The organism is Lacrimispora xylanolytica (genome assembly GCF_026723765.1).
GTDB classification, from domain to species: Bacteria; Bacillota; Clostridia; order Lachnospirales; family Lachnospiraceae; genus Lacrimispora; species Lacrimispora xylanolytica.
On sequence record NZ_CP113524.1, the window covers coordinates 567,518 to 594,067 of the forward strand.

The window sequence follows — 26,550 nt, forward strand, 5'->3', positions numbered from 1 at the left end:
TTTGTGGTGGAAGGACATAATCCAAATATTACCACATTTTTTAGATTGGGATCTTAAGGTTGACATTTGATAGCAGGTGGTCTACACTTAATATGAAATACTATGAAAAAAGGAGTGAAGACATGGACAGTTGCCCTCGAAGTCAGATGTACGGCTTCAAGCCCCAATATGAATATAAAACCCAATATATGGAAGTTATGACCGGGAAGATGTCCTATGTCTTTTGATACATAAGGGCTTTATTTTCCTGTTGATTTCTGCCGTCTGTTGGGACGGCTATTTTTATGCCTTTTTTTATTTTCATTGGGGACTCTAAAAAAGAAAGGAATGAGACCAATGAGATTTTTAACAGGAAAATTAAAGGATACCCAGCAAATGAAGAACCGTCTTTTTAAGGAAGAGGAGATCAGAAATTTTGCATTTCTTAAGGAAGAAGAGCTTTTTTTGCTTCTATCAGCAAAAAAGACGGGCCTTACAGAGAGTGAGGCAGAAGAGAGGCTGGAGGAATTTGGCCCTAACGTAATTACAGCAGGAAAAAAGGATACGGCGCTTCACCGTTTGAGAGAAGCAGTCATTAATCCCTTTAACGTGATTCTTTTAATCATAGCTGCTGTTACTTATTTTACAGATGTTTTGGCATCTTCAAAACCGGATTATCTGACCGTAGGAATTATCGTAGGGCTTGTGGTGCTGTCAAGCCTGGTAGCATTTATTCAGTCCCAGCGCTCTAATGCAGCCGCTGAGCAGCTGACCCAGATGATATCCAATAAAGCAGATGTATGGAGAGACGGGGTGCTTACGGAAATCCCCATGAGTGAGGTGGTTCCGGGTGATGTGGTTCAGCTATCCGCCGGCCACATGCTGCCTGCGGATGTCCGCTTTTTAACCACCAAAGATACCTTCCTGGCTCAGGCAGCACTTACAGGAGAATCAGCTCCGGTGGAAAAATTCAGCCATGGGGACAACAGCCCAAAGGATGCATTGACCGATCTTAAGAACATAGGCTTTATGGGTTCCAATGTGGTCAGCGGTAGTGCAGGAGCCATCGTCTTAATGACAGGAAACAGTACATTCTTTGGTTCCATGGCCCAGTCCCTTTCCGGTGACAGGGCAAAGACCAGCTTTGAGCGTGGTGTGGATTCCGTCAGCGGACTTTTGGTGCGGATGATGCTTATTATGGTTCCCATTGTATTTTTAATCAATGGAGTTGCCAAGGGAGACTGGGCAGGTGCTCTTTTGTTCTCCTTTAGCATTGCGGTTGGTCTGACTCCGGAGATGCTTCCCATGATCATGACCTCCACCCTTGCAAAGGGAGCCGTCTCCATGTCAAAGCACAAGGTCATCGTCCGCACCCTGGGAGCCATTCAGACCTTTGGGGAAATGGATATCTTGTGCACCGATAAGACCGGTACCTTAACAGAGGATAAGGTGGTGCTGGAAAAATACATGGATATCAGGGGCGTGGATGATACCAGAATTTTACGTCACGCATTTTTAAACAGCTATTTCCAGACCGGACTTAAGAACTTAATTGACCTGGCTATTATAAACCGTGCCGAGCTAAATGGCCTTAATGATATATTGGAATCCTACCACCGGGTGGATGAGATTCCCTTTGATTTTGCCAGAAGAAGAATGAGCGTGGTCTTATCAGACCGCTTAGGAAAGCTTCAGCTGATCACCAAGGGTGCCGTGGAGGAAATGCTGGAAGCCTGCAGCTTTATGGAAATGAACGGAGAGGTTCTTCCCATGGATGAGGAGACCAGAAACATTGCCATGGCTACCTACAATAAATACAATGCAGAAGGCCTGCGCATGATTGCTGTGGCTCAGAAAAATGAGGTACCTGGAGTGGGCACATTTGGCGTGGCAGATGAGCAGGACATGGTACTCATTGGATTTGTAGGATTTCTTGATCCGCCAAAGGAGAGTGCAGGAGCCGCTGTTTCCGCCCTGTTAGAACACGGAGTACGAACTGTGGTGCTTACCGGGGACAGCGAAGGAGTGGCAGCCAAGGTCTGTAAAAAGGTAGGGGTCGATGTAGATCATATCTTGACCGGGCGTGATGTGGAGGCCATGACAGATGAGGCACTTTTTGAGGCTGTGAAAGCCTGTAATCTCTTTGCCAAGCTGTCACCGTCCCAGAAAGAGCGGGTGGTGAAAACCTTCCAGAGCGCAGGCCATACCGTAGGCTATATGGGAGACGGCATCAACGATGCACCCGCCCTTCATCAGGCCGACGTTGGAATCTCTGTTGAAAGTGCAGTTGACATTGCAAAAGAAACCGCGGATATTATCTTGCTGGAAAAGGATTTGATGGTGCTGGAGGAAGGCGTTATAGAAGGACGCCGTACCTTTGGAAACATTATTAAATACATTAAGATGGCGGCAAGCGGAAACTTTGGTAACATGATTTCCGTCATCCTTGCCAGCCTGTTCCTTCCGTTTCTTCCTATGCTTCCGGTACAGATTTTAACCCAGAATCTGCTTTGTGATTTTTCCCAGATGGGAATTCCATTTGACCGTGTAGACAAGGAATATTTAAAGAAGCCCCACAAATGGGAGACGAAATCCATTAAGACCTTTATGGGCTTTTTCGGTCCTTTAAGCTCCATCTTTGACCTGTTATGCTTTGGCGTTATGTGGTGGGCAGTGGGAGCCAACAAGCTGGAACTTTCTCCCCTGTTCCAGTGCGGCTGGTTCGTATTCGGTACGGTATCCCAGGTACTTGTTATCCACATGATCCGCACAGAAAAGCTGCCTTTTATACAAAGTGTACCGTCTCTTCCCCTTCTGATATCCACCTGTATTGTTGCCGCCCTGGCACTGGGAATTGGATTTTCAGGCTTTGGTGTGGGATTTGATATGAGACCTCTGCCGCTTATATTTATTCCCTGGCTGGTGGCACTGCTTGCAGGATACTTAATCTGTGTACAGATTTTAAAAAAGGTATATATCAAACGCTATAAAGAATGGATGTAAGCCCTGCGTATGTCCCGGACAGGATTGGTTATAATAACTCTCAACGTAACACAGTAGGGAGGATTCTAATGCAATCATTAAATGATGTAAAAATCGGTGGGACCTATACCATTCAGTGGATGATGTGCAGCCCTCATACCATGGAGATGATGAAAAGTCATGAATTAGAAGAAGGCATGACCGTCCGAGTGGTAGGAGAGTTTTATGGAAGCGTGATTCTTGGTGTGGGTGATAAGCGGCTTGCCATAGGCAGGGATGCGGCAAAAGAAATTAAGGTGTCCAGCTTTTCTTAAGGTGATGACAGAGTATTGACAAGCCATGGATTTTAACCCATAATGTCCATATACCCTTGGTGGTATATGGAGGTGTGACATGAAACAATGTATGGATGCTGATAATCTGCATCGGCGCTTAAAGAAAATCATCGGACAGGTCCAGGCTATTGACCGCATGGTGGAAGAAGATGTTCCCTGCGAAGATGTTCTTGCCCAGATCAACGCAGCCAAATCTGCCCTTCACAGGGTAGGCCAGGTAGTTTTGGAAGGCCATATCAATCACTGCGTCAGAGATGGAATTGAACATGGAGATGCAGAAAAGACCATTGAAAGCTTTACAAAGGCAGTCGAACGATTTGCCAATATGACTTAAAGCCTGTGTAGAGGGTATCGCAATATCACAAGACATGATGTGATTGAGCGATACCCTTATTTTTTTGCCATAAATAAAGGCTGACCTCTTGACAACCCATACCCCCATTGGTATATTAAGGATGTACATATACCCCCATAGGTATAAAAGACGGGAGGAAGTCATGGAAAAATTAGAAGAAATAATGGATTGGGGCGGTAGTAAAAAGGATATCACATTTCTTGTAATATCCGGTGTGTTTCTGATAAACAGTCTTTTTCATCTGGTTCCCCTTCCCTTTGACGGGGCTTGGGTAGCCATACTTTTATGCGGGATTCCCATTATTCTGGAGGCAGTCATTGGCCTTGTGACAGAATTTGATATCAAAGCCGATGTCCTGGTTTCCATTGCTTTGATTGCGTCTGTCATCATTGGAGAGCACTTTGCTGCCGGAGAAATAGCCTTTATCATGCAGCTTGGAGCGCTGTTAGAAGACCTGACTGTAGAAAAAGCAAGAGCAGGAATTGAGAAGCTGGTTCATTTAACGCCACGCACTGGAAGAAGGCTTGTATCTAATAAGGAAGAGATTATCCCAGCCGAGCAGATAAAAGCAGGAGATATCTTAAGAGTATTGCCAGGAGAGACCATTCCCGTAGACGGTGTAATTTTAACGGGTCAGACCTCCATGAATCAGGCGGTAATGACCGGAGAATCCATGCCTGTGGATAAGAAAGAAGGGGACGAAGTCTTAAGCGGATCGGTCAACCAATTTGGTTCCTTTGATATGAAAGCCATAAAGGTTGGAGAAGACAGCTCCATACAGCGGATGATCCGTCTGGTCCAATCTGCAGATGCAGGTAAGGCTAAGATCGTAGGCATTGCCGACCGGTGGGCCACCTGGATTGTTATAACAGCGGTTCTTTCTGCCGCACTCACCTGGTTTCTCACTGGTGAGATTTTAAGAGCAGTAACCATTCTGGTAGTATTTTGTCCCTGTGCCCTTGTCCTTGCCACCCCCACCGCCATTATGGCTGCCATTGGAAATGCGACGAAACATGGATTTCTGGTAAGAGAGGGAGATGCCCTGGAGCGTCTGGCAGCTGTTAAAAAGGTTACCTTTGATAAAACAGGAACCCTCACCTACGGGACTCCTGGAGTCTCTAAGGTATCCAGTTTTTTAACGGAGTTAACGAAAGAAGAGGTATTTGAAATGGCAGCGGGAGCGGAAGCGCGTTCTGAGCACCCATTGGGAAAGGCTATTGCTCTTTCCTACCGGGAAACCACAAAAAAAGAGGTACCTGATGGGGAAGAATTCATTATGCTGCCAGGCAGAGGCGTTAAGGCGAGGGTGAAGGGAAAGGAGGTCATGGCGGGAAGTCCTGAACTTCTCCTGACAAAGGATATCAGCCTTTTGCCACAGCAGATGGAGGAAGGGGAAGAGTACAGGAAAACGGGCTGTACCGTTGTTTATGTTTCCGTGGATGAAAGGGCAGCAGGCTTTGTGGCCTTATCAGATACCATGCGAGAGGAAGCGACTATGGTGGTTTCCAAGGTGAAAGAGGCCGGAATCACTCCAGTGCTGCTTACGGGAGATCACAGAAACGGGGCAAGACAGATCGGAGAACAGCTGGGAATCGGGGAGGTTCATGCAAGTTGTCTTCCAGAAGACAAGATGAGCTTTATAGAATCCTGGCAGAAGGAAAAAGAATATGTCTGCATGATTGGGGATGGAGTCAATGACGCACCGGCCCTTAAAAAGGCGTATGTAGGAATTGCAATGGGAGGCATAGGAAGCGACATTGCAGTCGACGCTGCTGATATCACCCTGGTAAGTGATGAGATCAAGGAACTGCCTCATCTGTTTCAGATGTCAAAAAAGATGATGAAGACCATAAAGTACAATCTGGCATTTTCCATGATTCTAAACTTTATTGCCATAGTTCTTGCTATGACAGGTGTACTAAATCCAGTCTTGGGTGCCCTGGTACATAATGCAGGTTCGATTCTGGTAATTATTAATTCTGCATTTCTCTTAACCTGGAGGGAAAAGAAATAAAAAAAGAAAGTGTGTAAGTATCCATATGACTTACACACTTTTCTTTATGGGTTCTGATCCTTATTCACATGATCCTTAATCGCAGCAAAGCTTTCAGCGCTTATCACGTGTTCAACTCTGCAGGCATCATCAAGTGCGACCTTGGGAGTGACACCCAGAGAGATGAGCCAGTCAGACAGTAACGTGTGGCGCTCGTACATTCTTTCAGCGATTTCCTGTCCTTCTTCCAGCAGAGTGATGTAACCGTTTTCGTCCACCTCAATGTACCCGTTCTCCCGGAGATTTTTCATGGCGACGCTGACGCTGGGCTTGGAGAATTCAAGCTCTCCTGCGATGTCAATGGACCGTACATTTCCATTTTTCTTATGAAGCATTAAAATGGTTTCCAAATAATTTTCAGCAGATTCCTGAATCTTCGTAATAACACCTTCTTTCTGCATAATCTCTTCTTATTCTATCACAGATTGCCCCTGGTTTTCAAGTCGGGTCTTCGTTTCCACTTCCTTTATGCTTTTTTATCATGGTCCGAAACTGACTGATGGTAATTCCCAAAGCTTCACTTGCGGTTCTTAAGCTGTATTCCCTTCTCTTCCATTTTTCATAAACCGGATAAAAATCCTCTGGAAGAGGAGACGGGAACCGCCCTAAATGCCGGCCCTGAGCCTTTGCAATGGCGATTCCTTCTGCTTGTCTCTGCTTAATATTCTCACGCTCCGCTTGTGCGACATAAGAAAGCAGCTGAAGGACAATGTCTGAAATCAAGGTACCAATTAAGTCCTTATTGGTACGCGTGTCAAGAATAGGCATGTCAATAATGACAATATCTGCTTTTTTGATTTTGACAATTTCCCTCCATTCCCTTTGAATGTCCTCGTAATTTCTTCCCAGCCGGTCAATGCTTTTCACCACCAGGACGTCTCCTTCTTTTAGCTTTCTCTTTAGCTTCTGGTATTGCGGCCTGTTAAAATCCTTACCGGATAATCTATCACAATATATGTTCTTTTCCAATACTCCCCATTTGTTAAGTTCAACTAACTGCCGTTCCATATTTTGGTCGAGGGTTGATACTCTCACATAACCGTAGAAATTGTTCATACTGTTTTAAAACCTCCTGTCGTTACTAGTATGGCAGAAAGTGCAGATTTTAAAATGAGACAAGCATACCATGTTGCTAAAAAGGTGTACCTTTTTGGCAATATGGTATGCTTGTCTAAAGAGTAAAATCAACCATAATATATTATAATCAAAATTTCGCCATATTTCAACAATAATTATGGAAGGAGGATAGATTGTAGGCCTGGTATAAAAAGGTACACCTTTTTATCAGGAAGAAATAAAAAAACGGACAGGCAGGAAATACTTACCCTCACACAAAATGAGAAGGCTTATGAATATATTAATCATATATATCACATACGTATCGAGTTTGTCTCCGCAGGTTTCTTTTATGTTCCATGCAAAAGGGTTTGCAGACAGAGTAGAATGTATCGGAAGGGGGCAATGCCTGTGTTTGATATCTTTCATTCAGGGGAGGAGACTTCAATCTCCCGGGATACGATAGGAAATATAGCAGAAGGACGGAAGCATCTTGGAGAAGAAATGCCTGTAATGGTATATCGGCTGTATGAGTATACCATAAAAGCAGAATTATCACACCGGTACGGAGAAAAAGCGGCAAAAATTCTATTTTGTAACGCGGGCAAATCGGTTGGATGGGCTTATGCTTCGCATTTTATAAATCAGGACCTTCCTTTCAAAGAGTTCTTTAAGACACTAAAGGAGCTTTTAAGAGTACATAAGACCGGTATCTTAAAGGTAGAAACATTAGATGATAGAACAGAGGAAGAACTTCTTACCAGGAGAGAGGACGTCGACTGCTCCAGACGGTCCTTTGCTGGTAAGACTCATTGTAAGTATGACAAGGAATTTCTTTCCGGCATTTTATGTGTATACAAAGGAAAGGAATGCGTGGTCACAAAGATGGACCGCTGGGTCAGAGGTCTAGATATATACCGGTTCCACGTAGGGGTCAATCTTTGAGCGAAGGTGAAAGAATGACGGAAAAAGATGAAATAATTCTTTTGGAGCAGATCCGTAACATGATGGAAAATAAGCCGGTGAGCGGAGAGATAGAAGGAACAGACCAGGTAGGAAAGGACCTTCTGGAAGCGTTAAAAAAGCTTTCTCACTGCCTGACGGAGGCCAATCAGTTTCTTAAAAATCTGGCAGAAGGAAATCTTCTTGCAAAACCTCCTGGACGGGATAATTATATGGCAGGAGAGCTTAAGAAACTTCATGCATCCTTAAAGCATATGGTCTGGCAGACCAGACAGGTGATTCATGGAGATTATAAACAGCGGCTTAATTTCATGGGGGACTTATCAGAAGTATTTAATGAAATGGTGGTTCAGCTGGAACAAAGAGAAAATAAATTAAGGGAACAGGCGGAGAAGGAAAGAAAGTTCAATACCCTTTTGGTGTCCATTATGAACAGCTTAAAGGAGTGGGTGGTGGTTACTGACGAAGAAACCGGGGAGATACTCTATACCAATGAACTGGCGAAAAAGCGGTTTTATGATTCTTCTAATAATACCACAATTTTTGGAAAGGATTTTCCGTTGTTAACCAGGCTTCAGTCCTGCCAGGGGGAAGAACTGGAGCAGAGGTATGAATTTACATGTTCCCATGACCAAATATTTCAGGTAAAAGCATATTCTTTGCTTTGGGAGGATAGAAAAGCAGTGGTTCATCTCATAACAGATATAACCTATCAAAAAGAAAATGAAGCGTTTTTAGAAGTCATGGCTTATAAAGACGAGCTCACTGGACTGAATAACCGTAGAAACTGCCTTCATACCATTGAGTCTTATATAGAAACAGGAGCTCCTTTCTCCATTTGCATGATTGATCTTGATGATTTAAAGCAGATCAACGATATGTACGGCCATTTGAATGGCGATGAATATATCAAGCTGGTATCAGAGGAGCTTAAAAAGTCCGCCGGTGAGGAGGATTACACCTGCCGGTTCGGCGGCGATGAATTCGTGGTGGTATACAAGAACTGCGGCGAAAGGGAAGCACTGGAAAAATTAAGAGCCATTGACGAGAGGGTGTCCGATGGAAAGAAGGAATATCCCATGTCCATCAGCTATGGCGTGGTGTATGTTGGAAACAGCCCTGACATTCTTTCAGAAACTATTTTAAAAATGGCAGATGAAAAAATGTACTGCTTCAAACGGACCCGTAAAGAAAAAAATTGCGGGTAAAAGGGAGTCATTTAGCTCCTTATCTTTCCTTGTGTTTTTTCCGGTTTTCCTTTATAATGATATGCAGGTTAAAAGGAATGGGAGCAAGAAAAGAATGAGATTTATTGGAAGCAAGACACTGCTGCTGGACCAGATCAAGCAAGTCATTGATGAACGGGCTCCAGAAGCAAAAAGCTTTTGTGATATATTTTCCGGCACTGCTGCGGTAGCCAGATATTTTAAACAGTGGTATCAGGTCAGCTCCAATGACCTGTTGTATTTTTCATATGTACTGCAGCGTGCCACCGTTGAGAATGACACGATGCCTGAATTTACCCTTCTTAACGAAGTGTTAGGCATTGAAGATCCGGTGGTTTATTTAAATGAAAGAGAAAAGAAGGATTTAGAAGAGCTTCCAACCGAACGGAGGTTTTTTCAAAATACCTATGCCCCGGTAGGCGGGCGCATGTATTTAAACGACGAGAATGCCCTCCGTATCGACTTTGCCAGATGCACGGTTGAGGACTGGAAGGCTGCCGGTCTGCTAAACGATCATGAGTACTACTACCTGGTAGCCTGCATTGTAGAGGGAATCCCCTTTGTGTCCAACACCTCAGGAACCTATGGAGCCTTTCATAAGACCTGGGAGAGGCGCAGCTACAAACGGTACGAGCTCTACCGCCTTTCTGTGAACAGCAACGGAAAAGAGAACCGAAGCTATAATAAGAACGGGGCAGAGCTTTTAAAAGAGATTGAGGGGGACATCCTCTATATCGATCCGCCTTACAATGCGAGACAGTATCTCTCCAATTACCATGTGCTTGAGACGGCTGCCAGATACGATTATCCGGAAGTAAAGGGAGTCACTGGTCAGAGAGCAGACGAAGGTCAGAAGTCGGAATTCTGCATGAGAAATAAGGTAGTTCCTGCTTTTGAGGAGCTGATTGCCAATGCCCGTTTTTCCCATATCATCTTAAGCTACAGTACCGATGGGCTTATGACAGTGGAGGAGATTGAAACGGCTATGAAGGCCCACGGGAAGCCGGAAACCTTTCATGTGTATGAGATTCCCTATCGAAGATATAAAAGCCGAAAGGTGAAAGAGACAGAAAGGCTTAAGGAGCTGTTGTTCTATATAGAAAAGCAGGTGCCACCATGTACATAAAAAGTCCTCTTAACTATACAGGGGGAAAGTATAAGATACTAGAGCCAGTCTTTCAGGCATTTCCAAAAAGGATAAGGACCTTTGTGGATGTGTTTGCTGGAGGTTTTAACGTGGGAATCAATGCAAAGGCAGAACGGATCATCTGTAACGATCAGATTACTTACCTAATTGAATTGTTCCAGCTGTTTCAAACAACAGAAATCCATGAGCTTTTGAAGGAAATCCAGAGCATCATTGACACGTACCAGTTGACCCAGCAGAATAAGGAGGGCTATTATGCCCTTCGCTCAGAGTATAATAAAAGTAAGGATTTGGTGATGCTGTTCGTGCTCACCTGCTACGCCTTTAATCACCAGATACGCTTTAATAACAGCCATGAGTTCAACTCCCCCTTTGGGAGAAACCGAAGCTCATTTAACAAAAACATTGAAAAGAATCTGACCCAGTTCTGCCAGGCACTGCAGGAAAAGAACATAGAGTTTTCCAACCGGGATTTTATGGAGCTTGACTATTCCTCTCTTGGAAAGGAAGACCTGGTCTACTGTGACCCTCCATATCTGATATCCACAGGAAACTACAACGATGGAAACCGTGGGTTTAAGGATTGGAAGGAAAAGGAAGAAAAGGAATTGTTAGGGCTTTTAGATAAGCTGGATTCCATGGGAACCCGGTTTGCCTTATCCAATGTGCTGTATCATAAAGGCATGTCCAATGAGCTTTTGATTGAGTGGAGTAAAAAGTACAAGATTCATTATATTGACAAGACCTATTCCAATTGCAATTACCAGTTCAAGGAGCGGAATGCGGTTACGGTTGAGGTATTAATAACCAATTATTAATATTAAAAAGAGTAAACATTAAAAAAGCGGAAGCAAGGATTTTAAAATCCAGAACTTCCGCTTTTTCTATTGCATTGATTTAATTTGATTTTACTTCTTTCCACGCTTCATTATAAAGAGAATCAACCTCATCCCCAAGATACTGATAAACTTCACTGTTCTTTAACAAATCATCCCCAGGGAACAGCGCTTTGTTATTTTTAATCTCCGGGTCAAGAAGATCGAAAGCTCCTTTGTTTGGAGTCGGATAAGTGATATATTCAAAGTTCTTCTTAGCGATGTCAGGACGGCATAAGAAATTGATCCATTTCTCTGCATTTTCCTTATTGGGTGCATTGGCAGGAATAACCCAGGAATCCAGCCACAGGTTGGTTCCTTCTTCCGGAATCACATATTCCAGGGAGTAATCCAGGTTTAGATCCTTAACTTCATTTTGAATATAAAGCATTTCGCCAGAGTAGATCACTCCGATTGCAGCCTCTCCACCGATCATCTTATCTCTGACCTGGTCAATGACATAAGCCTGTACCAGAGGCTTCTGCTTAATGAGAAGCTCCTTGGCTTCCTTGATTTCCGCTTCGTTGGTGGTATTCATGGAGTAGCCGAGAGATTTTAAAGCTACCATAAAGGCATCGCGTACGCTGTCCTGCATCAGAATATTGTCTTTGTATTTCTCATCCCAAAGATCAGACCATTTCTTCGGTGCATCCTTTGGGTCTATCATCTTTGTGTTATAAAGAATTCCTACGGTTCCCCAGTTGTAAGGAACGGAATATTTATTTTCCGGGTCAAAGCTTTTGGACATTTCCATGTACTTGGGATCGATTTCCTTTAAGTTTGGAACGTTGTCCGGATTGATCTCAGCCAGAAGATTGTTTTCTCTCATCTTCTGAATCATGTAATCAGAAGGGCAAACCGCATCGTATTTCACCGCGCCAGCCTCAATGACTGGATACATCTCTTCATTGGTCTCAAATAAATCATAGACAACCTTAATGCCGGTTTCATCCTCAAACTGTTTGACGACGGATTCATCAATGTATTCGCCCCAGTTGTATACATAAACCTCACCAGCGCCGCCGGCCTTTGCTTCTTTTTTTCCGCAGCCACTGAGCAAAGCAATGGATAAGAGGGAAAGGGCGCCAAAGGTGAGCACCTTTACTAAACTTTTTTTCATGAGCATATTCTCCTATTTTTTTCTCTTGGGTGCAAAATTGGTGATGAGTAAAAGCACCAGCACCGTGATAAAGATAATGGTTGAAAGTGCGTACATGGAAGGCTTAATGCCTCGGCGCACCTCACTGTAAATCAGGGTGGATAGAGTATTGATTCCGGCTCCTCGTGTAAAATGGGTGATAATGAAATCATCCAGTGACATGGTAAATGCCAGGAGAAAACCAGAAAGCACTCCCGGAAGTATATCCGGAAATACTACCTTAAAGAACGCCCTTATAGACGTTGCGCCTAAATCCATGGCGGCTTCATAGGTACTTTTATCAGTCTGCTTTAACTTCGGCATGACGCTTAATATGACATACGGAATGTTAAAGGTAATATGTGCAATCAAAATGGTGTTAAAGCCCAAAGAGATTCCAAAGGCGATAAATGCAAGCATCAGAGAAATTCCTGTCACAATATCCGCATTCAGCATGGGAATGTTGGTAATTCCCATAAGAACAGATCTTGGCACCCGGTCCATGCTGTTGATGGCAATGGCTGCTGCCGTACCGATAATAACCGCAATGAGAGAAGATAAAAAAGCGATTAAAAGCGTGTTGTAAAGAGCATTCATGATGGTTGCACTGGAAAAGAGATCCGTGTACCAGTTCATGGTAAAGCCGCCCCATTGGGTTCTTGATTTGGAACTGTTAAAGGATAAGACTCCCATGGTGGCAATGGGTGCATAAAGGAACACCAGAATAATCACCAGATAAAAATCCTGAATGATTCGTTTGATAACATCTATTTTTCTGCTCATCAAAATGCGGTTCCCTCCCCGTTCTTATCATATTTGGCAATCAGTGCCATGCTGATCAGGATGAAAATCATAAGGACTAAGGAAAGGCCGGAGCCTAGATTCCAGTTGCTGCCCTTTGTAAATTCCTGTTCAATGACATTACCGATTAAGAGAATCTTACTGCCTCCCAACAGGTTTGAGATAACAAAGGTAGTCAGGGCCGGAACAAATACCATGGTGATTCCGCTGACAATGCCAGGTATGCTTAAAGGAAGAAGGATACGAATGAGCACCTGAAAGGAGTTAGCGCCTAAATCCCTGGCGGCATTAATCACATTGTCATCAATTTTCATCAGTACATTATAAATAGGAAGAACCATAAATGGCAGGAAGTTATACACCATACCAAGGATAATGGCTCCAGGAGTGTTGATAAGGCTCTGTCCGGGAAGATGGAGTGTGGATAAAATTCCGTTAATAACTCCGTTCTTCTCTAAAAGGGTCTGCCATGCCAGGGTGCGTAAAAGAAAGTTCATCCACATAGGCAGAATAAAGATAAAAACAATAAAGCTACCCTGTCCGATTCCTCTGGAACGAAGAATCATGGCAAGAGGGTAGGCTAAGATCAGGCAAAGGACCGTACTGATAAAGGACAGTAAAAGAGAAAGCCATAATGCCTTTGCATGTTCCTCGGTGCTGATGGAAATTACATTCGCCAGGGTAAAGCTGCCGGACCGGTCCGTCAATCCATAAATTACGATTAATACCAGAGGGATGATGATAAAGCCGATCATCCACATGAGATAGGGGCCGGATAATACTTTCTTATTCATTGATTCCAACCGCCTCCTCATCTTCTGACGCAGGCTTATTCATGATCTGGATATCAAATGGGTCCACATGAATGCCTACATTCTGGCCTACCGGGAACATATCAGTGCTGTGTACCAGCCATTCAAAGCCGTCTGGAGTGGTTACCTCCATCTCGTAATGAACGCCTTTAAAAATCAGATGAGTTACAACTCCGGAGATGCTTCCCTGATCTGGTGTAACCAGGTCAATGTCTTCCGGGCGGATAACAACGTCTACCGGTTTGTTCACTCCAAAGCCCTTGTCCACACAGGCAAACTTAGCGCCAAAGATGTTGACCAGCTCATCCCGAAGCATAATGCCGGGAACGATATTGCTTTCGCCGATAAAGTCAGCCACAAATGCATTTTCCGGCTCATTGTAGATGTTCTCCGGGGAACCCATCTGCTGGATATATCCCTGGTTCATAACAACGATGGTATCTGACATGGTAAGAGCTTCTTCCTGGTCATGGGTCACGTAGATAAAGGTGATGCCAAGTTCATTTTTCAGACGGATCAGCTCATACTGCATATCCTGTCTCAGCTTTAAATCAAGGGCTCCCAAAGGTTCGTCAAGAAGGAGTACTCTTGGTTCATTGACAATGGCTCTTGCAATGGCGATTCTCTGCTGCTGACCGCCGCTTAAGGAGCTGACACTGCGGTTTTCAAAGCCGTCTAAGTTTACAAGCTTTAAGGCGTATTTGATTTTATCCTGAATGTAGGTTTTTGGCTTGTTTTTTATTTTAAGGCCGAATGCGATGTTCTCTGCAATGGACATATGTGCAAATAAAGCGTATTTCTGAAATACGGTATTAAGCTGTCTTTTGTTTGGCGGAAGGTTAGTAATATCCTGACCGTCAAAGATCACTTGTCCTTTTCCCGGCCGTTCAAAGCCTCCGATGATTCTCAGGGTTGTAGTTTTGCCGCAGCCGCTGGGTCCTAATAAAGTGACAAATGTGTTTTCTTTCACGGAAAGGTTTAAATCGTCCAGTACCATGGTACCGTCGAAACTTTTTGTAATATTGCGTAAATCAATTAATGGCTGACCCATGACCTTTTATCCTCCTGTCAAAAGCTTGGCGGTGAACTTACCCAGATAAGGGTCGCGCCGGCCTTGCTGCTTAAATAATGTTTTTTATCTGATATAAAGTAAAAGGATTCCCCCTTTTTGGCTTTATATGTTTTATTTCCAATATGAATGGATACACTGCCCTGCATCACATAGCCAAATTCCTCTCCCTCATGAGGGTTGTCCGGGTAGGTTTCGCCGCCGGCTTCCAGGGTAAGAAGAATGGGTTCCATCATGTTTTTCTGGGCATTGGGAATGATCCAGCGAATCTCGTGTTTCAGCTCCCTTTCGTATTTTGCAAAGTAATCCCCTTTGCCAAATACAATCTGCTCTTCCGGGGTTTCATTAAAGAACTCGCCGATGGAGGTTCCCAGACATTGTAATATATCCATAAGAGTCGCAATGGAGGGAGATGTTAAGTCCCTTTCCAGCTGGGATATGAATCCCTTTGACAGCTCTGCACGGTCAGCCAGCTCTTCCTGAGTCAGCCCCTTTAACACACGCAGTTCTTTTAATTTTGTACCGATATCCATGTGCTCCTCCTTTTTATTATGTTAAGCTGAAAGTTTACTTATACTAACTGACTATAGATATAACCTAAAAGTTTAGTAATAATAAACAGGCAGCAAGATACATTATACTTATTTTCCCAGTGATGTCAATACTTTTTAAGGAAGTTTTTCCTTAACAAATAAGGAATCTTATGATATGATATTTCTAGTTTATACAAGGATTAAACCAGGAGGAAATATTATGATGAAGGGCAAATACATGGCGTATGTAGGCTCCTATTCCTACAATGGACAGGCCAAGGGAATTACAGTGTATGATGTGGACGTGGAAAAGGGCCGTTTCGTACCCAGATGCGAGGTGGAGGTAGACAATTCTTCCTATCTGATAGCGTCAAATAATGGAAAGACTCTTTATTCCATCGCAGATGAAGGTGTGGTTTCTTTCCGCATTCATGAGAACGGTTCTATTACAAGACTGAATTCTGCCAATATCAAAGGAATGCGCGGCTGCCACCTGTCTACAGATGCAGAGGATAAATATATATTCGTTTCCGGTTATCACGATGGCAAGTGTACCGTACTCAGATTGAATGAAGACGGTTCTGTGGGAGATATTGTAACAGGAGTGTTTCATAAAGGCTTTGGAAGTGTAGCAGAGAGAAATTTCCGCCCTCACGTAAGCTGTTCCAGAAGAACGCCAGACGGAAAGTTCATTATGGTGGCTGACCTTGGAATCGACCAGGTAAAGATTTACCGGTTTGATGAAAAGGATGAGGAGATGTTTTTAATTGATGCCATCCGCTGCGATCTGGAATCTGCTCCTAAGTGCTTCCGGTTCAGCGAGGATGGAAAATTCTTCTATCTTCTTCATGAATTAAAGAATGTTATTGATGTATATACCTATGAAACCGGAGACCGTCTTCCTAAGATTGAGAAGATTCAGACCATTGAGACCACAGGAAAGGCTCCTCTGACTCAACTGACAGCTGCCTGCTCCATGCGTTTTTCAAACGATGAGACTCACATGTTCTGCGGAAATGCTGGGGATAATACCATTACAGTCTATGACCGGGATAAGAAAACAGGACTTCTTACCTTTTCCTGCTGCCTTCCGGTGAGCGGAAGCTATCCTAAAGATATCTGCGTATTCCCCGATGACAAGCACATTGCTTCTATTAACCATGAAACAGGAAGCATTACATTCTTTACCGTGGACTACGAAAAAGGACTTCTTATTATGAACGGAAAAGAGCTGAAGGTCAATGAGCCAAACAGCTGTATGATTGTAAAGGTCAGCAATTAAAAGGAGAGACATTCATGGCAGGATCAACACTGGGAACAATATGGAAGGTAACCACCTGGGGGGAATCCCATGGAAAGGGCGTAGGCGTAGTGGTAGATGGTTGTCCCGCAGGACTTCCTCTTTCAGAAGCGGATATTCAGGCTTATCTTAATAGAAGAAAGCCGGGGCAAAGTAAGTTTACCACAAAGCGTCAGGAATCAGATGAAGTAGAGATACTTTCCGGGGTGTTTGAAGGAAAGACGACCGGAGCTCCTATTTCCATGGCAGTATGGAACAAGGACCAGCGTTCCAAGGATTACGGCAATATCATGGACGTATACCGTCCAGGTCATGCAGATTATACCTTTGATACTAAATACGGCTTCCGGGATTACCGGGGAGGCGGACGGTCCTCTGGCAGGGAGACCACGGCCAGGGTAGCAGCCGGTGCTGTTGCCGCCGTATTTTTAAAACAGCTTGGAATCCATGTGACTGCCTATACAAAGGCTGTTGGACCGTATGAGATTGACCCGGAACGTTTTAATATAGAGGAAAGGGATGAAAACCGTCTCTATATGCCGGACTTAAAGACGGCTCACATGGCGGAGAAATATTTAGAAGAGATGATGGAGAAAACTGATTCCGTAGGCGGAGTGGTGGAATGCATCATCGACGGTGTACCAGCAGGCATCGGTGATCCGGTCTTTGAAAAGTATGATGCAGCCCTTGCAAAGGCAATCATGTCTATGGGCGCGGTCAAAGGGTTTGAGATTGGAAACGGATTTTTAGCTTCCCGTTCCACAGGCTCTATCAACAACGACCGTTTCATCAAAGGTAAGGATGGCAGGATCGAAAAGGCCACCAACCATGCCGGCGGAATTCTTGGTGGTATGAGCGACGGTTCCCAGGTGGTATTCCGTGCAGCCTTTAAGCCAACTCCATCCATTGCCCTACCCCAGAAAACGGTGACGAGGCAGGGAGAGGAAACGGAGATTGAAATCAAAGGCCGCCATGACCCTATCATAGTTCCAAGAGCCGTAGTGGTGGTGGAAGCTATGGCAGCCCTTACAACCGCAGATCTGCTCCTCGTTAACATGTCATCAAGAATGGACCGGATTCAGTCTTTCTACGGACAGAATCAATAAAGGATCTATAACCAATCAGGTGGTGGAGATACAGGGTTGATAAAATCCTTCATTTGTGGTATGGTAAATGCCGCATATATTATTTATATAGGAATAGAAACGGGAGATTAAATATGAAAATCGCAATGGGAAATGACCATACGGCCATAGAAATGAAGAATGCCATTAAGAAATTTGTGGAAAGCAAAGGATATGAAGTCATTGATTTTGGCACCAATTCCACAGAAAGCTGTGATTATCCAACTTACGGCGAGATGGTAGGACGTGCAGTTGCTGACGGAGAAGCAGATCTTGGAATCGCTATTTGCGGAACCGGAGTAGGAATCTCTCTTGCCTGTAATAAAGTAAAGGGAATCCGTGCCTGTGTCTGCAGCGAGCCTTACACTGCAAAACTTTCCAGAATGCACAATGATTCCAATGTTCTTTGCTTCGGCGCAAGAGTTGTCGGCGATGAGATGGCAAAGATGATCACCGAGAACTGGTTGGATGCCAAGTATGAAGGCGGAAGACATCAGAGACGTGTGGATATGGTTATGGATATCGAGAGCAGAAATTAAGATATGATACGATGATATTAAGGGTGTTGTGAGATGGTAAATTCATTTTGCAGCACCCTCTTTTTATGATACAGGAAAGTTCTACGAACTCCCCTATATCATAAAAAGCACGACCTGCAGGCTGCACGTGACGCTTAAGAGGAAGATAAAAAAGAGGCATGTTTCATCTGTACAAGCCATTTTCAGGGTGCTACAATTAGATTAAAATACTTGATGGGAGAGGGAGATACAAAATGAAAAAAATCGGATTTATCGGCGTGGGAATCATGGGAAAGTCCATGGTGAGAAACTTAATGAAGGCTGGTTTTGAAGTTGGAATCTATACAAGAACCAGAGAAAAGGCAGAGGACGTTATTTTGGAAGGTGCCATCTGGTATCCGGATCCAGCCTCCTGTGCCAGGGATAAGGACTGTGTCATTACCATTGTAGGATATCCCAAAGATGTGGAAGAGGTCTATTTTGGAGAAGAAGGAATCCTGAAAGGGGCAGATCCAGGAACTTGTCTCATTGACATGACGACCACAAGTCCTGAGCTTGCAAAACGGATTTATGAAGAGGCAGGAAAAAAAGGCTGTAAGGCCATAGATGCGCCTGTGACCGGAGGGGATACGGGAGCCAGAGAAGGAACCCTGACCATATTAGCAGGAGGCGATCAGGAAGATTTTGACCGCTGTCTTCCTGTATTTGAAGCCATGGGAAAGGCCATTCGGTATACGGGAGGCCCGGGAAATGGACAGCATACCAAAATGTGCAACCAGATTGCCATCGCAGGTTCTATCGCAGGGGTATGTGAAGCAATCACCTATGCCAGGGCAAATGGACTGGATGACAGGAATATGGTGGAATCCATAGCCACAGGAGCCGCCGGAAGTGCCCAGTTAAATGCCCAGGCCCCAAAGATTCTATCAAATGATTTTGAACCGGGATTTTTTATCAAGCATTTTATCAAAGATATGAAGATTGCGGAGGAAGAGGCTGCGCGGGCTGGTGTCAGTCTGGGAGTCCTTACCTATATCCGCTCCATGTATGAGAATATGGAAGAGAATGGGCATGGAGATGAGGGAACTCAGGCCCTGATTAAATATTATCAGTGGTAAAAGCATTAAAATGCAGACCAGAGATTTCTGGCCTGCATTTTTACTGAATTTTTTTAATCGATGGATAATACCGGAATAAGACCTTTGCAATGATCTTGTTCTTTTTCACATATTTATGATTCCAGCGTCTGGCATCAGCGGAGAAATTACGATTATCTCCCAGCATGAAATAAGAATCTTCAGGGACCGTAAAGTGGGCCTCTTCTTCTGGTTCCATTGGTTCTGGTAAGTATGGCTCGTCCAATGGGGTCTCAGAATTATTTAAGTAAACCTTTCCGTCTCGAATATCAACGGTATCTCCTGGAAGCCCTATGATACGCTTCACGTAATAAGTCTTGCCGGTGGGATCATCAGGAAAGTGGAAGATGACCACATCGTCGCGCTGTGGATCAGAAAAGTAATAGGAAAGCCGGGATCCGATGACCCGGTCTCCTGTCATTATGGTCTTTTCCATAGATCCGCTTGGCACTCTGCTGTTAGCAATGATAAAGTTGTTAAGCACAAACGCAATGACAGCTGCTGTGACGATGATCTTAATCCAGCTTATGATCTCATCCTTCCAGCTAAACGGTTTCTGCTCATTTTGCATGGTTTCGTCTCTCTTCATATTGTTCTCTTCTTTTCTCTGCTTTATGGTTCCTCATTGAGTTTATATGAGTTTTCCACATAACGCAAGGGGGTTCACAAAATGGTAAGAAAATATTCACAAACATTCCATGAAATAGCCATATTATGGCGGTAATATAAAATTATCGAATTGTGCACATAAGGAGGAGGGCCTTTGGAAGAAACAAAGAAGGAAAATAAACGGCTTCTCATCGCATCTGCGGTGATGTTTTTTATCTCCCTGCTTTTGCAGGTCATGGCAAGAAACGTTCCTGGATTTGGGGAGTGGTATTCTAAGTCCATCTATCCTTTGATCGTCGGGATTCTGGGAGGGATCACCGGTCTATTTCCTTTTGCTCTTTTAGAGGTGCTATCCATTCTCTTTTTTCTTTTCTTTCTCATTTATGCCATCCGTTCCATCCGTAATTTGAAGAAAATTCTAATCAGTAGTATTTTTACTCTTACCCTGCTCTTTTTTTTATTTACCATAAATTGCGGCATTAATTATTACCGCAGGCCATTTTCCGCCTATTCCGGTCTTTCTATAAAGGAATCTTCTATTGAGGACTTGATTTTACTTTGTGAGAATCTGACTGAAACTCTAAACCGTATGTCAGGGTCAGAAACAAGTAAGCTGGAATTAAAAGGCATGGGTGCAGAAAGTGTTGCCGCCATGAAACAGCTGGGCCAGTTATATCCGGAGCTTGACGGATTTTATCCTCAGCCAAAGCCGCTTTTATGGTCTTATATTTTCTCCATACAGCAGCTTTGCGGACAGTATTCTCCCTTTACCGCAGAGGCCATATATAACCGTTCCATGCCAGATTATAACATTCCCCATACTCTCTGCCATGAGCTGTCTCATTTAAGAGGCTTTATGAGAGAAGATGAGGCCAATTTTATCGGCTATCTGGCCTGTATCGGCTCCGATGAGCTGTCATTTCAGTACAGCGGGTATCTCACCGGCTGGATCTATGCCACCAATGCCCTGGAAGGAGCAGATCCCCAGGCATACGCAAAGGTCTCCGGCATGCTTTCTGACCGGATTTGGGACGATCTTAAGTATAATACGGAATTTTGGGGCAAATATGAAGGAAAGACGGCGGAAGTGTCAAATCAGCTGAATGATACTTATCTAAAGCTGAACAGCCAGTCAGACGGAGTTAAAAGCTATGGAAGAATGGTAGATTTAATGCTGGCTTATCACCAGTGGGAGAAGGGGACACAGCCTAAGTCTATTGAAATAATTCTCAGGGAATGATAAAATACACAGTAGTTCCACACGGGAAATGAATGAATTAGGAGAAACTCAGATGATATTATATATGCTCACTACCTCAACAGCAGATGAGTCCCTGGCTATTTTTAGTGAAGAGGTCCAGGAGAACTTAGAGCAGTTAAAGCCCAATGTCCTTCTTGAGACCATTAAGGGCTGGGGGCCTCATCTCATAGCATTTGGAATTAAGCTATTGATTGCTCTTATTATATTTTTTATCGGCTCAAGGCTTATCAAGATGACTCATCATATCTTGGAGCGGTCCTTTAAAAAGATGGACATGGAAATCAGCGTAAGGAAGTTTTTGTTGTCCGTACTGAACGCCATGCTGTACTGCTTTCTGGCCTTTGTCATCGCAGACCAGATCGGTGTAAGCTCAGCTTCTATTATAGCACTTCTTGGATCCGCCAGTATTGCCATTGGACTTGCGGTCCAGGGAAGCCTTGCTAATTTTGCCGGAGGCGTATTGATTCTTCTCATGAAACCATTCCGGGTAGGAGATTATATCATTGCCAGAGATGGAGAAGGCACTGTGCGCACCATTGGTCTGGTCTATACCATACTGACCACGGCGGACAATAAGCAGGTTGTTATTCCAAACGGCACTCTGGCAAATTCTGCCCTCACCAACGTAACTGCCATGGACAAGCGGAGGCTTGATGTGCTGATACGGATCAGCTATGGCTCGGATTTAAAAAAGGCCAAACAGGTGCTGGAAGAGATTATTAAAAACCACAGGTGGATTCTAAAAGAAGAGCCCATGGAGGTATATGTCAGCGATCTTACGGAGCAGTCAGTGATCATCGGGATCAGAGGCTGGGCCCTCATGGAACATTACTGGACCGTCCGGGCCGAGGTTTTAGAACAGATTAAGCTTCGGCTGGAGGAGGAAGGAATTGAAGTTCCCCACAATCTCTTATCACTTTACGGGAAAGAACAGGTTTAACATGCTTCATGTTAAGATTTTAAGTCAAGAAGTCTTGGGGGCAAGATTTCTTGACTCTTTTTATACATACGGCCATCTCTAATCAGGCGCATGAAATCCATTCATCTGGTAATATGATAATAAAAAGGTCTTGCATGTATGAGCAGCTATTCAAATGTGGTTTCATGTGAGATAATACATTGAGTTCATGGAAGGGAAAGTGAACGTATCAATGAATGTTCAGGAAAAAAAACAAAGTGAAATCAAGATTACATACCGTATGATTGCATTATACTGTAGGAAAAAGCATGGAACAAGAAATGGGCTTTGCAAGGAGTGCCAAGAATTAGAAGCTTACGCACGCAACCGGACAGAGCGCTGTCCCTTTACAGAGACAAAGACCTTTTGCTCCCAGTGCAAGGTACATTGTTACCGGGACGATATGCGGGAGCGAATCCGGGAAGTCATGGTTTTTTCCGGGAAGCGTTTGTTTTTTCGGCATCCGGTCATGGTGATCCGTCATATGATAGAATCCAGAAAGGAAGTAGAATCATAAAATGAAGATAAAAAAGAAGCTGCTGTGCGCGGCAGGAATTCTTCTTACGGGACTTGGCGCTTTGGGCGCAGTTTTACCGCTGCTCCCTGCGTTCCCCTTTTTAATGGGGGCGCTCTACTGCTTTGCAAGGAGCAGCGATAAGCTGCATGCCTGGTTTTTAAATACCAGTCTTTATAAAAATCATTTGGAAAGCTATGTGAAGAAGCGTGCCATGACAATCAAAACCAAGCTGACACTTTCTTTCAGTTTGACCATTGCCATGGCCATAGGCTTCTTCGCCATGAGCCGGATTCCGGTGGGCCAGATTATCCTGGCAATTGTATGGCTCTGCCATATTGCCTTCTTTTTCTTTGGTGTTAAAACCTTAAAGCCAGAGACTACAGCAGATGGTATTATTTAATACCGTAAGTCACAGTAACCTGAGCTTCCACATCAAGCTGACCAGGTTCCACTGCAATTGATTTTGCATCTGCCTGAGCACCAAATGCAGCGCCTTCAACGCTTTCATAACGGTTTTCGTTATATGTGCTTAATTCTACCACATTGGTGATAGTTCCAAGAGTAACACCGCTTGCAGCTGCAATGGCATCTGCCTTTACCTTAGAAGCGGAAACTGCTTTTTTTAATGCTTCCTGATAGCTTTCATCGTATTTGCTGGACATATAAGCAATGTGATCAATGTTATTGATGCCGGCTTCAATACTGGAAGCCACCAGAGTTCCTAATTTATCCATAGGAAGATCGGAAACAATAATTCCTGTGCGCATCTCATATCCGGTGATTTTTTGTCCGGCATTGTAATCATAAATTGGATTCAGTCCGTAGTTTGAGGTCTGGATGGATTTCTCATCAACGCCTGCTTTCTTTAAGAAATCAATGACCTTGTTAACATCCTGGGTATTGGTTTCCTGGGCAGCCTTTGGATCTGCAGCCTGTGTGGAAACAGAGTAGTTCACCTCTGCCATATCAGGAACGACCTTTACTTTTTCTGTACTCTGTACTTGAATGGTATTGAAAGACTTATTATCAACGGATACATTGGCAGCAGGAGCTGCTGTAGGCTGTGTTGCACATGCGGTAAGACCCATAGCGGCAGCGGCGATAACAATGGCTGCCAGTGGTTTATTTATTTTTCTCATATTAAATTCCTCCTTTTCCTTTTCTACCTTTATTTTACAGGAAAAATGGAAATCGTGTATTTCTTTTCTCTTAACATTCCAGGTCAAAATTCATAGGTTTTGATTACGGATTTCTAACATAGTCATAATGGAATCCTAAGGGTCATAAAATGTCAAAAATAATACCAGGCATCTAAAAAATATTGTATTTCTTCCTCCTCCGTGTTACTGTGTAAACAGACACCATAAGATAATATGGAATGGAAAATATAGGCGTTAAAGGAGAAGATCTATGCGGGAATGCGGTATGTTGCTTCCGGTGTCCAGTCTTTCGTCAAAGTACGGAATCGGGGCATTTTCAAAAGAGGCATATGAGTTTTTGGATCAGTTACAAAGAGCAGGACAGAAGTACTGGCAGATCCTGCCCCTGGGCCCTACCGGCTATGGGGATTCCCCTTATCAGTCTTTTTCTGCCTTCGCAGGAAATCCTTATTTTATAGATTTAACAGAGCTTATAAAGGAAGGACTTCTCACGGAAGAAGAATGTGATTCTACAGATTTTGGGGGAGATTCCAGGTATATCGATTATGAGAAACTGTATCACAACCGTTTTCCCTTATTAAAGAAAGCATATGCCCGCTGGAAAGAGGGGGGACACACATCAGCAGAGGCTATGGAGTCTTTGGGGGAAGAAACGAAACTTTACTGCTTTTATATGGCTTTAAAAGATCATTTTCAGGGGAAATCCTGGATTGAGTGGGAGGAAGATATCCGTCTTCGAAATCCCGAGGCAGTTGTCCGGTATGAGAAGGAGCTTGAAGGTGAGATTGGCTTTTATGCTTTTCTTCAAATGAAATTCACAGAAGAGTGGAACAGGCTTAAGTCCTACGCAGGGGACCGGGGCATTGGCATCATTGGAGATATGCCCATCTATGTGGCCTTTGACAGTGCAGATACCTGGTCTCATCCAGAGCTTTTTCAGTTTGATGAGGATAGAAACCCCATTGCCGTAGCCGGTTGCCCACCGGATGGGTTTTCTCCCACTGGCCAGCTTTGGGGAAATCCCCTTTACCGATGGGGATATCATAAGGAAACGGGCTATGCATGGTGGAAAAAGCGTATGGAATACAGCTTCCTCCTTTATGATGTGGTTCGTGTGGATCATTTCAGGGGATTTGATGAGTACTACTCCATACCGGCAGGAAGTGAAAATGCCATAGGGGGAGCCTGGGAAAAGGGCCCTGGTATCGATTTCTTTGAAGAGATGAAAAAAGCCTTTGGAGAACTTGATATCATTGCAGAGGATTTAGGCTTTCTGACGCCTTCCGTCAAAAACCTGTTAAAGGAAACTGGTTATCCCGGAATGAAGGTACTGGAATTCGCTTTTAATTCCTGGGAGGAGAGCGATTATCTTCCTCATAACCATACTCAAAACAGCGTGGTGTACACCGGAACTCACGATAATGATACCTTAAAAAGCTGGTATTACAGCTTATCCCAGGAGGACAGAAGATTTGCCGATAATTACATGAATACCACGAACCCATCAGAAGAACAGGTTTCCTGGAACTATATCCGTTTAGCACTCCAAAGCGTGGCACGCCTTGCCATTATCCCGGTTCAGGATTATTTGGGCCTTGGCTGTGAGGCCAGGATCAATGAGCCTTCCACCTTAGGAAAGAACTGGCGTTTCAGGCTCCTTCCCGGGGAAGTGACAGAAGATATCTTAAATAAATGCAGGGAGCTTACCTTTCTTTACGGCAGAGGAAAGGAATAAAGGTTCTATACGGAATGTTGGTGTGTGCCCCAAAAGCACACTTCCAACATTCTTTTTTATGAAATAGAGTGTAATTTTCTATTCCATAAAAAAAGATTCCAGTAAGCCCGGAATCTTTTAATTATATTCTAATTCGTATTCTTTTTATTACTATCTGTTGCATTCTCGGTATCTTCTAAAGTCTCATCATCCGGAAGCTGATTCTCTTCGCCATTCAACTCTTCATCATCCACGCTCTGGCCTTTTGGATCATAAGTGACGTGCATTTCGTTTCCAATCTTATCCTTAGCAGAGATGGTCAGATTCTCTTTCTTGATCTCAAACATGATAAGTCCAGTACTCCGGTCAATGGAAAGAGGGAGAATTTCCGGCTTGTCCTCATTATAAGCAGTAACAGAGGAATAATCCACTCCAGACTGGCTGTCATCCAGACGGAAAGAAAGAATTCCTTCCTTAAACATCTTGTCCTTAATGACTGGAGGAGTATCATCCAGAACATTCACCTGCTCGCCGAAAACGGTTCTCATTTTATTAAATCCGGTAAGCTTTACTTCCAGGGCGCCATTATTTTTTAAATTTGCTGTATAGATCTTGGAACCTGTTTTTGTGATTTCCACAGGATTTCCGTCCAAGGTCACCTCCATACTCTTTAAAGGAAGCAGAGAGCTTATTTTAAGTTCCATGGTGGTTGAAATATAATCGCTGCTTTCGCCGATGGAAATATCTCCCTTTGGCTTTTCTGTTACCACAAAGAAGATAAGACCATTGATAAGAATAAAAGGCAGCACATAAAACAGAAGGACCGAAAGAAAACCATGTTTTCCCGCATCTTGTCGGTATTGAGGGCCTGATTGCCTGCGGCCTGATCTTGGCTGATTGTTATACTGGTTCATACTGTTTGACTATCC

27 protein-coding genes are annotated in these 26,550 nt (G+C 43.8%); 17 read left to right on the top strand and 10 right to left on the bottom strand.

The window, feature by feature from the left end; genetic code table 11:
• Positions 1-336 precede the first annotated feature (336 nt).
• The 4 genes from mgtA to OW255_RS02810 all read left to right on the top strand — a co-directional run bounded on the left by mgtA (position 337) and on the right by OW255_RS02810 (position 5,665).
• The gene (mgtA, locus tag OW255_RS02795) at positions 337-2,982 is read left to right on the top strand and encodes a magnesium-translocating P-type ATPase (RefSeq protein ID WP_268115575.1); all 2,646 of its coding nucleotides are present in this window, start codon (positions 337-339) and stop codon (positions 2,980-2,982) included.
• A 68-nt stretch (positions 2,983-3,050) separates the two neighbouring features.
• Positions 3,051-3,275, top strand: a complete 225-nt coding sequence (locus OW255_RS02800) for a FeoA family protein (RefSeq protein ID WP_024837422.1) — start codon at positions 3,051-3,053, stop codon at positions 3,273-3,275.
• A gap of 79 nt (positions 3,276-3,354) precedes the next feature.
• Complete coding sequence (locus OW255_RS02805) at positions 3,355-3,630, top strand: metal-sensing transcriptional repressor (RefSeq protein ID WP_024837421.1); 276 nt, start codon at positions 3,355-3,357, stop codon at positions 3,628-3,630.
• A gap of 163 nt (positions 3,631-3,793) precedes the next feature.
• The gene (locus OW255_RS02810) at positions 3,794-5,665 is read left to right on the top strand and encodes a heavy metal translocating P-type ATPase (RefSeq protein ID WP_268115576.1); all 1,872 of its coding nucleotides are present in this window, start codon (positions 3,794-3,796) and stop codon (positions 5,663-5,665) included.
• 44 nt (positions 5,666-5,709) lie between these two features.
• On the opposite strand, the gene OW255_RS02815 is transcribed toward OW255_RS02810, so the two are convergent.
• Both OW255_RS02815 and OW255_RS02820 read right to left on the bottom strand, forming a co-directional pair.
• Complete coding sequence (locus OW255_RS02815; protein ID WP_035317688.1) at positions 5,710-6,105, bottom strand: metal-dependent transcriptional regulator; 396 nt, start codon at positions 6,103-6,105, stop codon at positions 5,710-5,712.
• A gap of 37 nt (positions 6,106-6,142) precedes the next feature.
• On the bottom strand, positions 6,143-6,760 hold the full coding sequence (locus OW255_RS02820; RefSeq protein ID WP_024837418.1) for a recombinase family protein: 618 nt from the start codon (positions 6,758-6,760) through the stop codon (positions 6,143-6,145).
• A gap of 411 nt (positions 6,761-7,171) precedes the next feature.
• Between OW255_RS02820 and OW255_RS02825 the strand changes: the two genes are divergently transcribed.
• The 4 genes from OW255_RS02825 to OW255_RS02840 all read left to right on the top strand — a co-directional run bounded on the left by OW255_RS02825 (position 7,172) and on the right by OW255_RS02840 (position 10,914).
• The gene (locus OW255_RS02825; protein ID WP_268115577.1) at positions 7,172-7,705 is read left to right on the top strand and encodes a 4-vinyl reductase; all 534 of its coding nucleotides are present in this window, start codon (positions 7,172-7,174) and stop codon (positions 7,703-7,705) included.
• On the top strand, positions 7,702-8,931 hold the full coding sequence (locus OW255_RS02830; protein ID WP_268115578.1) for a sensor domain-containing diguanylate cyclase: 1,230 nt from the start codon (positions 7,702-7,704) through the stop codon (positions 8,929-8,931). The genes OW255_RS02825 and OW255_RS02830 overlap by 4 nt, the downstream gene beginning before the upstream one ends.
• A 94-nt stretch (positions 8,932-9,025) precedes the next feature.
• Positions 9,026-10,075 (top strand): DNA adenine methylase, encoded by a 1,050-nt coding sequence (locus OW255_RS02835; protein WP_268115579.1) that lies wholly within the window; start codon positions 9,026-9,028, stop codon positions 10,073-10,075.
• Entirely contained in the window at positions 10,066-10,914 is an 849-nt protein-coding gene (locus OW255_RS02840; RefSeq protein ID WP_268115580.1) for a DNA adenine methylase, read from the top strand. The genes OW255_RS02835 and OW255_RS02840 overlap by 10 nt, the downstream gene beginning before the upstream one ends.
• Positions 10,915-10,993: 79 nt before the next feature.
• On the opposite strand, the gene OW255_RS02845 is transcribed toward OW255_RS02840, so the two are convergent.
• From OW255_RS02845 to OW255_RS02865, 5 genes are read right to left on the bottom strand one after another with little or no spacing between them, the layout of a single operon-like run.
• Positions 10,994-12,091 (bottom strand): ABC transporter substrate-binding protein, encoded by a 1,098-nt coding sequence (locus OW255_RS02845; protein WP_024837413.1) that lies wholly within the window; start codon positions 12,089-12,091, stop codon positions 10,994-10,996.
• 12 nt (positions 12,092-12,103) lie between these two features.
• On the bottom strand, positions 12,104-12,892 hold the full coding sequence (locus OW255_RS02850; RefSeq protein WP_268115581.1) for an ABC transporter permease: 789 nt from the start codon (positions 12,890-12,892) through the stop codon (positions 12,104-12,106).
• On the bottom strand, positions 12,892-13,704 hold the full coding sequence (locus OW255_RS02855) for an ABC transporter permease (RefSeq protein ID WP_024837411.1): 813 nt from the start codon (positions 13,702-13,704) through the stop codon (positions 12,892-12,894). The genes OW255_RS02850 and OW255_RS02855 overlap by 1 nt, the downstream gene beginning before the upstream one ends.
• On the bottom strand, positions 13,697-14,773 hold the full coding sequence (locus tag OW255_RS02860; RefSeq protein ID WP_268115582.1) for an ABC transporter ATP-binding protein: 1,077 nt from the start codon (positions 14,771-14,773) through the stop codon (positions 13,697-13,699). The genes OW255_RS02855 and OW255_RS02860 overlap by 8 nt, the downstream gene beginning before the upstream one ends.
• A gap of 17 nt (positions 14,774-14,790) precedes the next feature.
• Positions 14,791-15,324, bottom strand: coding sequence for a helix-turn-helix domain-containing protein (locus OW255_RS02865; RefSeq protein ID WP_024837409.1), 534 nt, complete (start codon positions 15,322-15,324; stop codon positions 14,791-14,793).
• 223 nt (positions 15,325-15,547) lie between these two features.
• Between OW255_RS02865 and OW255_RS02870 the strand changes: the two genes are divergently transcribed.
• The 4 genes from OW255_RS02870 (at position 15,548) to OW255_RS02885 (ending at position 19,384) form a co-directional block, all read left to right on the top strand.
• Positions 15,548-16,606: a lactonase family protein gene (locus OW255_RS02870; protein WP_024837408.1), complete on the top strand. Its 1,059-nt coding sequence runs from the start codon at positions 15,548-15,550 to the stop codon at positions 16,604-16,606.
• A gap of 14 nt (positions 16,607-16,620) precedes the next feature.
• The gene (gene aroC, locus OW255_RS02875) at positions 16,621-17,730 is read left to right on the top strand and encodes a chorismate synthase (protein WP_268115583.1); all 1,110 of its coding nucleotides are present in this window, start codon (positions 16,621-16,623) and stop codon (positions 17,728-17,730) included.
• Between the two features lie 113 nt (positions 17,731-17,843).
• Positions 17,844-18,287 carry a ribose 5-phosphate isomerase B gene (gene rpiB, locus OW255_RS02880; RefSeq protein ID WP_024837406.1) on the top strand — a complete coding sequence of 148 codons (444 nt, stop codon included), beginning with the start codon at positions 17,844-17,846 and terminating at the stop codon, positions 18,285-18,287.
• Positions 18,288-18,520: 233 nt separating this feature from the next.
• Positions 18,521-19,384, top strand: coding sequence for an NAD(P)-dependent oxidoreductase (locus OW255_RS02885; protein WP_268115584.1), 864 nt, complete (start codon positions 18,521-18,523; stop codon positions 19,382-19,384).
• A 40-nt stretch (positions 19,385-19,424) separates the two neighbouring features.
• Here OW255_RS02885 and lepB read toward each other — a convergent pair whose 3' ends face one another.
• A complete protein-coding gene (gene lepB, locus OW255_RS02890; protein ID WP_268115585.1) occupies positions 19,425-19,991 on the bottom strand; it encodes a signal peptidase I in 567 nt (188 codons plus the stop codon).
• Positions 19,992-20,165: 174 nt separating this feature from the next.
• On the opposite strand from lepB, the gene OW255_RS02895 reads away from it, so the two are divergent.
• The 4 genes from OW255_RS02895 to OW255_RS02910 all read left to right on the top strand — a co-directional run bounded on the left by OW255_RS02895 (position 20,166) and on the right by OW255_RS02910 (position 23,147).
• Complete coding sequence (locus OW255_RS02895) at positions 20,166-21,251, top strand: DUF3810 domain-containing protein (protein WP_268115586.1); 1,086 nt, start codon at positions 20,166-20,168, stop codon at positions 21,249-21,251.
• A gap of 52 nt (positions 21,252-21,303) precedes the next feature.
• Positions 21,304-22,212: a mechanosensitive ion channel family protein gene (locus tag OW255_RS02900; protein ID WP_024837402.1), complete on the top strand. Its 909-nt coding sequence runs from the start codon at positions 21,304-21,306 to the stop codon at positions 22,210-22,212.
• A gap of 199 nt (positions 22,213-22,411) precedes the next feature.
• Entirely contained in the window at positions 22,412-22,747 is a 336-nt protein-coding gene (locus tag OW255_RS02905; RefSeq protein ID WP_268115587.1) for a nitrous oxide-stimulated promoter family protein, read from the top strand.
• 1 nt (position 22,748) lies between these two features.
• Positions 22,749-23,147, top strand: coding sequence for a YbaN family protein (locus OW255_RS02910; RefSeq protein ID WP_024837400.1), 399 nt, complete (start codon positions 22,749-22,751; stop codon positions 23,145-23,147).
• Here the strand turns inward: OW255_RS02910 and OW255_RS02915 are convergent.
• Entirely contained in the window at positions 23,140-23,886 is a 747-nt protein-coding gene (locus OW255_RS02915) for an SIMPL domain-containing protein (RefSeq protein ID WP_024837399.1), read from the bottom strand. The genes OW255_RS02910 and OW255_RS02915 overlap by 8 nt on opposite strands.
• Before the next feature lie 271 nt (positions 23,887-24,157).
• Between OW255_RS02915 and malQ the strand changes: the two genes are divergently transcribed.
• Complete coding sequence (gene malQ / locus OW255_RS02920) at positions 24,158-25,642, top strand: 4-alpha-glucanotransferase (RefSeq protein ID WP_268115588.1); 1,485 nt, start codon at positions 24,158-24,160, stop codon at positions 25,640-25,642.
• Positions 25,643-25,770: 128 nt separating this feature from the next.
• On the opposite strand, the gene OW255_RS02925 is transcribed toward malQ, so the two are convergent.
• Positions 25,771-26,535: a hypothetical protein gene (locus tag OW255_RS02925; protein ID WP_024837397.1), complete on the bottom strand. Its 765-nt coding sequence runs from the start codon at positions 26,533-26,535 to the stop codon at positions 25,771-25,773.
• Between the last annotated feature and the right edge of the window lie 15 nt (positions 26,536-26,550).

Coding starts and splice junctions, on each gene's coding strand:
- mgtA (WP_268115575.1), top strand. CDS start 337: ATGAGATTTTTAACAGGAAAATTAAAGGATACCCAGCAAATGAAGAAC.
- OW255_RS02800 (WP_024837422.1), top strand. CDS start 3,051: ATGCAATCATTAAATGATGTAAAAATCGGTGGGACCTATACCATTCAG.
- OW255_RS02805 (WP_024837421.1), top strand. CDS start 3,355: ATGAAACAATGTATGGATGCTGATAATCTGCATCGGCGCTTAAAGAAA.
- OW255_RS02810 (WP_268115576.1), top strand. CDS start 3,794: ATGGAAAAATTAGAAGAAATAATGGATTGGGGCGGTAGTAAAAAGGAT.
- OW255_RS02815 (WP_035317688.1), bottom strand. CDS start 6,105: ATGCAGAAAGAAGGTGTTATTACGAAGATTCAGGAATCTGCTGAAAAT.
- OW255_RS02820 (WP_024837418.1), bottom strand. CDS start 6,760: ATGAACAATTTCTACGGTTATGTGAGAGTATCAACCCTCGACCAAAAT.
- OW255_RS02835 (WP_268115579.1), top strand. CDS start 9,026: ATGAGATTTATTGGAAGCAAGACACTGCTGCTGGACCAGATCAAGCAA.
- OW255_RS02840 (WP_268115580.1), top strand. CDS start 10,066: ATGTACATAAAAAGTCCTCTTAACTATACAGGGGGAAAGTATAAGATA.
- OW255_RS02845 (WP_024837413.1), bottom strand. CDS start 12,091: ATGAAAAAAAGTTTAGTAAAGGTGCTCACCTTTGGCGCCCTTTCCCTC.
- OW255_RS02850 (WP_268115581.1), bottom strand. CDS start 12,892: ATGAGCAGAAAAATAGATGTTATCAAACGAATCATTCAGGATTTTTAT.
- OW255_RS02855 (WP_024837411.1), bottom strand. CDS start 13,704: ATGAATAAGAAAGTATTATCCGGCCCCTATCTCATGTGGATGATCGGC.
- OW255_RS02860 (WP_268115582.1), bottom strand. CDS start 14,773: ATGGGTCAGCCATTAATTGATTTACGCAATATTACAAAAAGTTTCGAC.
- OW255_RS02865 (WP_024837409.1), bottom strand. CDS start 15,324: ATGGATATCGGTACAAAATTAAAAGAACTGCGTGTGTTAAAGGGGCTG.
- OW255_RS02870 (WP_024837408.1), top strand. CDS start 15,548: ATGAAGGGCAAATACATGGCGTATGTAGGCTCCTATTCCTACAATGGA.
- aroC (WP_268115583.1), top strand. CDS start 16,621: ATGGCAGGATCAACACTGGGAACAATATGGAAGGTAACCACCTGGGGG.
- rpiB (WP_024837406.1), top strand. CDS start 17,844: ATGAAAATCGCAATGGGAAATGACCATACGGCCATAGAAATGAAGAAT.
- OW255_RS02885 (WP_268115584.1), top strand. CDS start 18,521: ATGAAAAAAATCGGATTTATCGGCGTGGGAATCATGGGAAAGTCCATG.
- lepB (WP_268115585.1), bottom strand. CDS start 19,991: ATGAAGAGAGACGAAACCATGCAAAATGAGCAGAAACCGTTTAGCTGG.
- OW255_RS02900 (WP_024837402.1), top strand. CDS start 21,304: ATGATATTATATATGCTCACTACCTCAACAGCAGATGAGTCCCTGGCT.
- OW255_RS02910 (WP_024837400.1), top strand. CDS start 22,749: ATGAAGATAAAAAAGAAGCTGCTGTGCGCGGCAGGAATTCTTCTTACG.
- OW255_RS02915 (WP_024837399.1), bottom strand. CDS start 23,886: ATGAGAAAAATAAATAAACCACTGGCAGCCATTGTTATCGCCGCTGCC.
- malQ (WP_268115588.1), top strand. CDS start 24,158: ATGCGGGAATGCGGTATGTTGCTTCCGGTGTCCAGTCTTTCGTCAAAG.
- OW255_RS02925 (WP_024837397.1), bottom strand. CDS start 26,535: ATGAACCAGTATAACAATCAGCCAAGATCAGGCCGCAGGCAATCAGGC.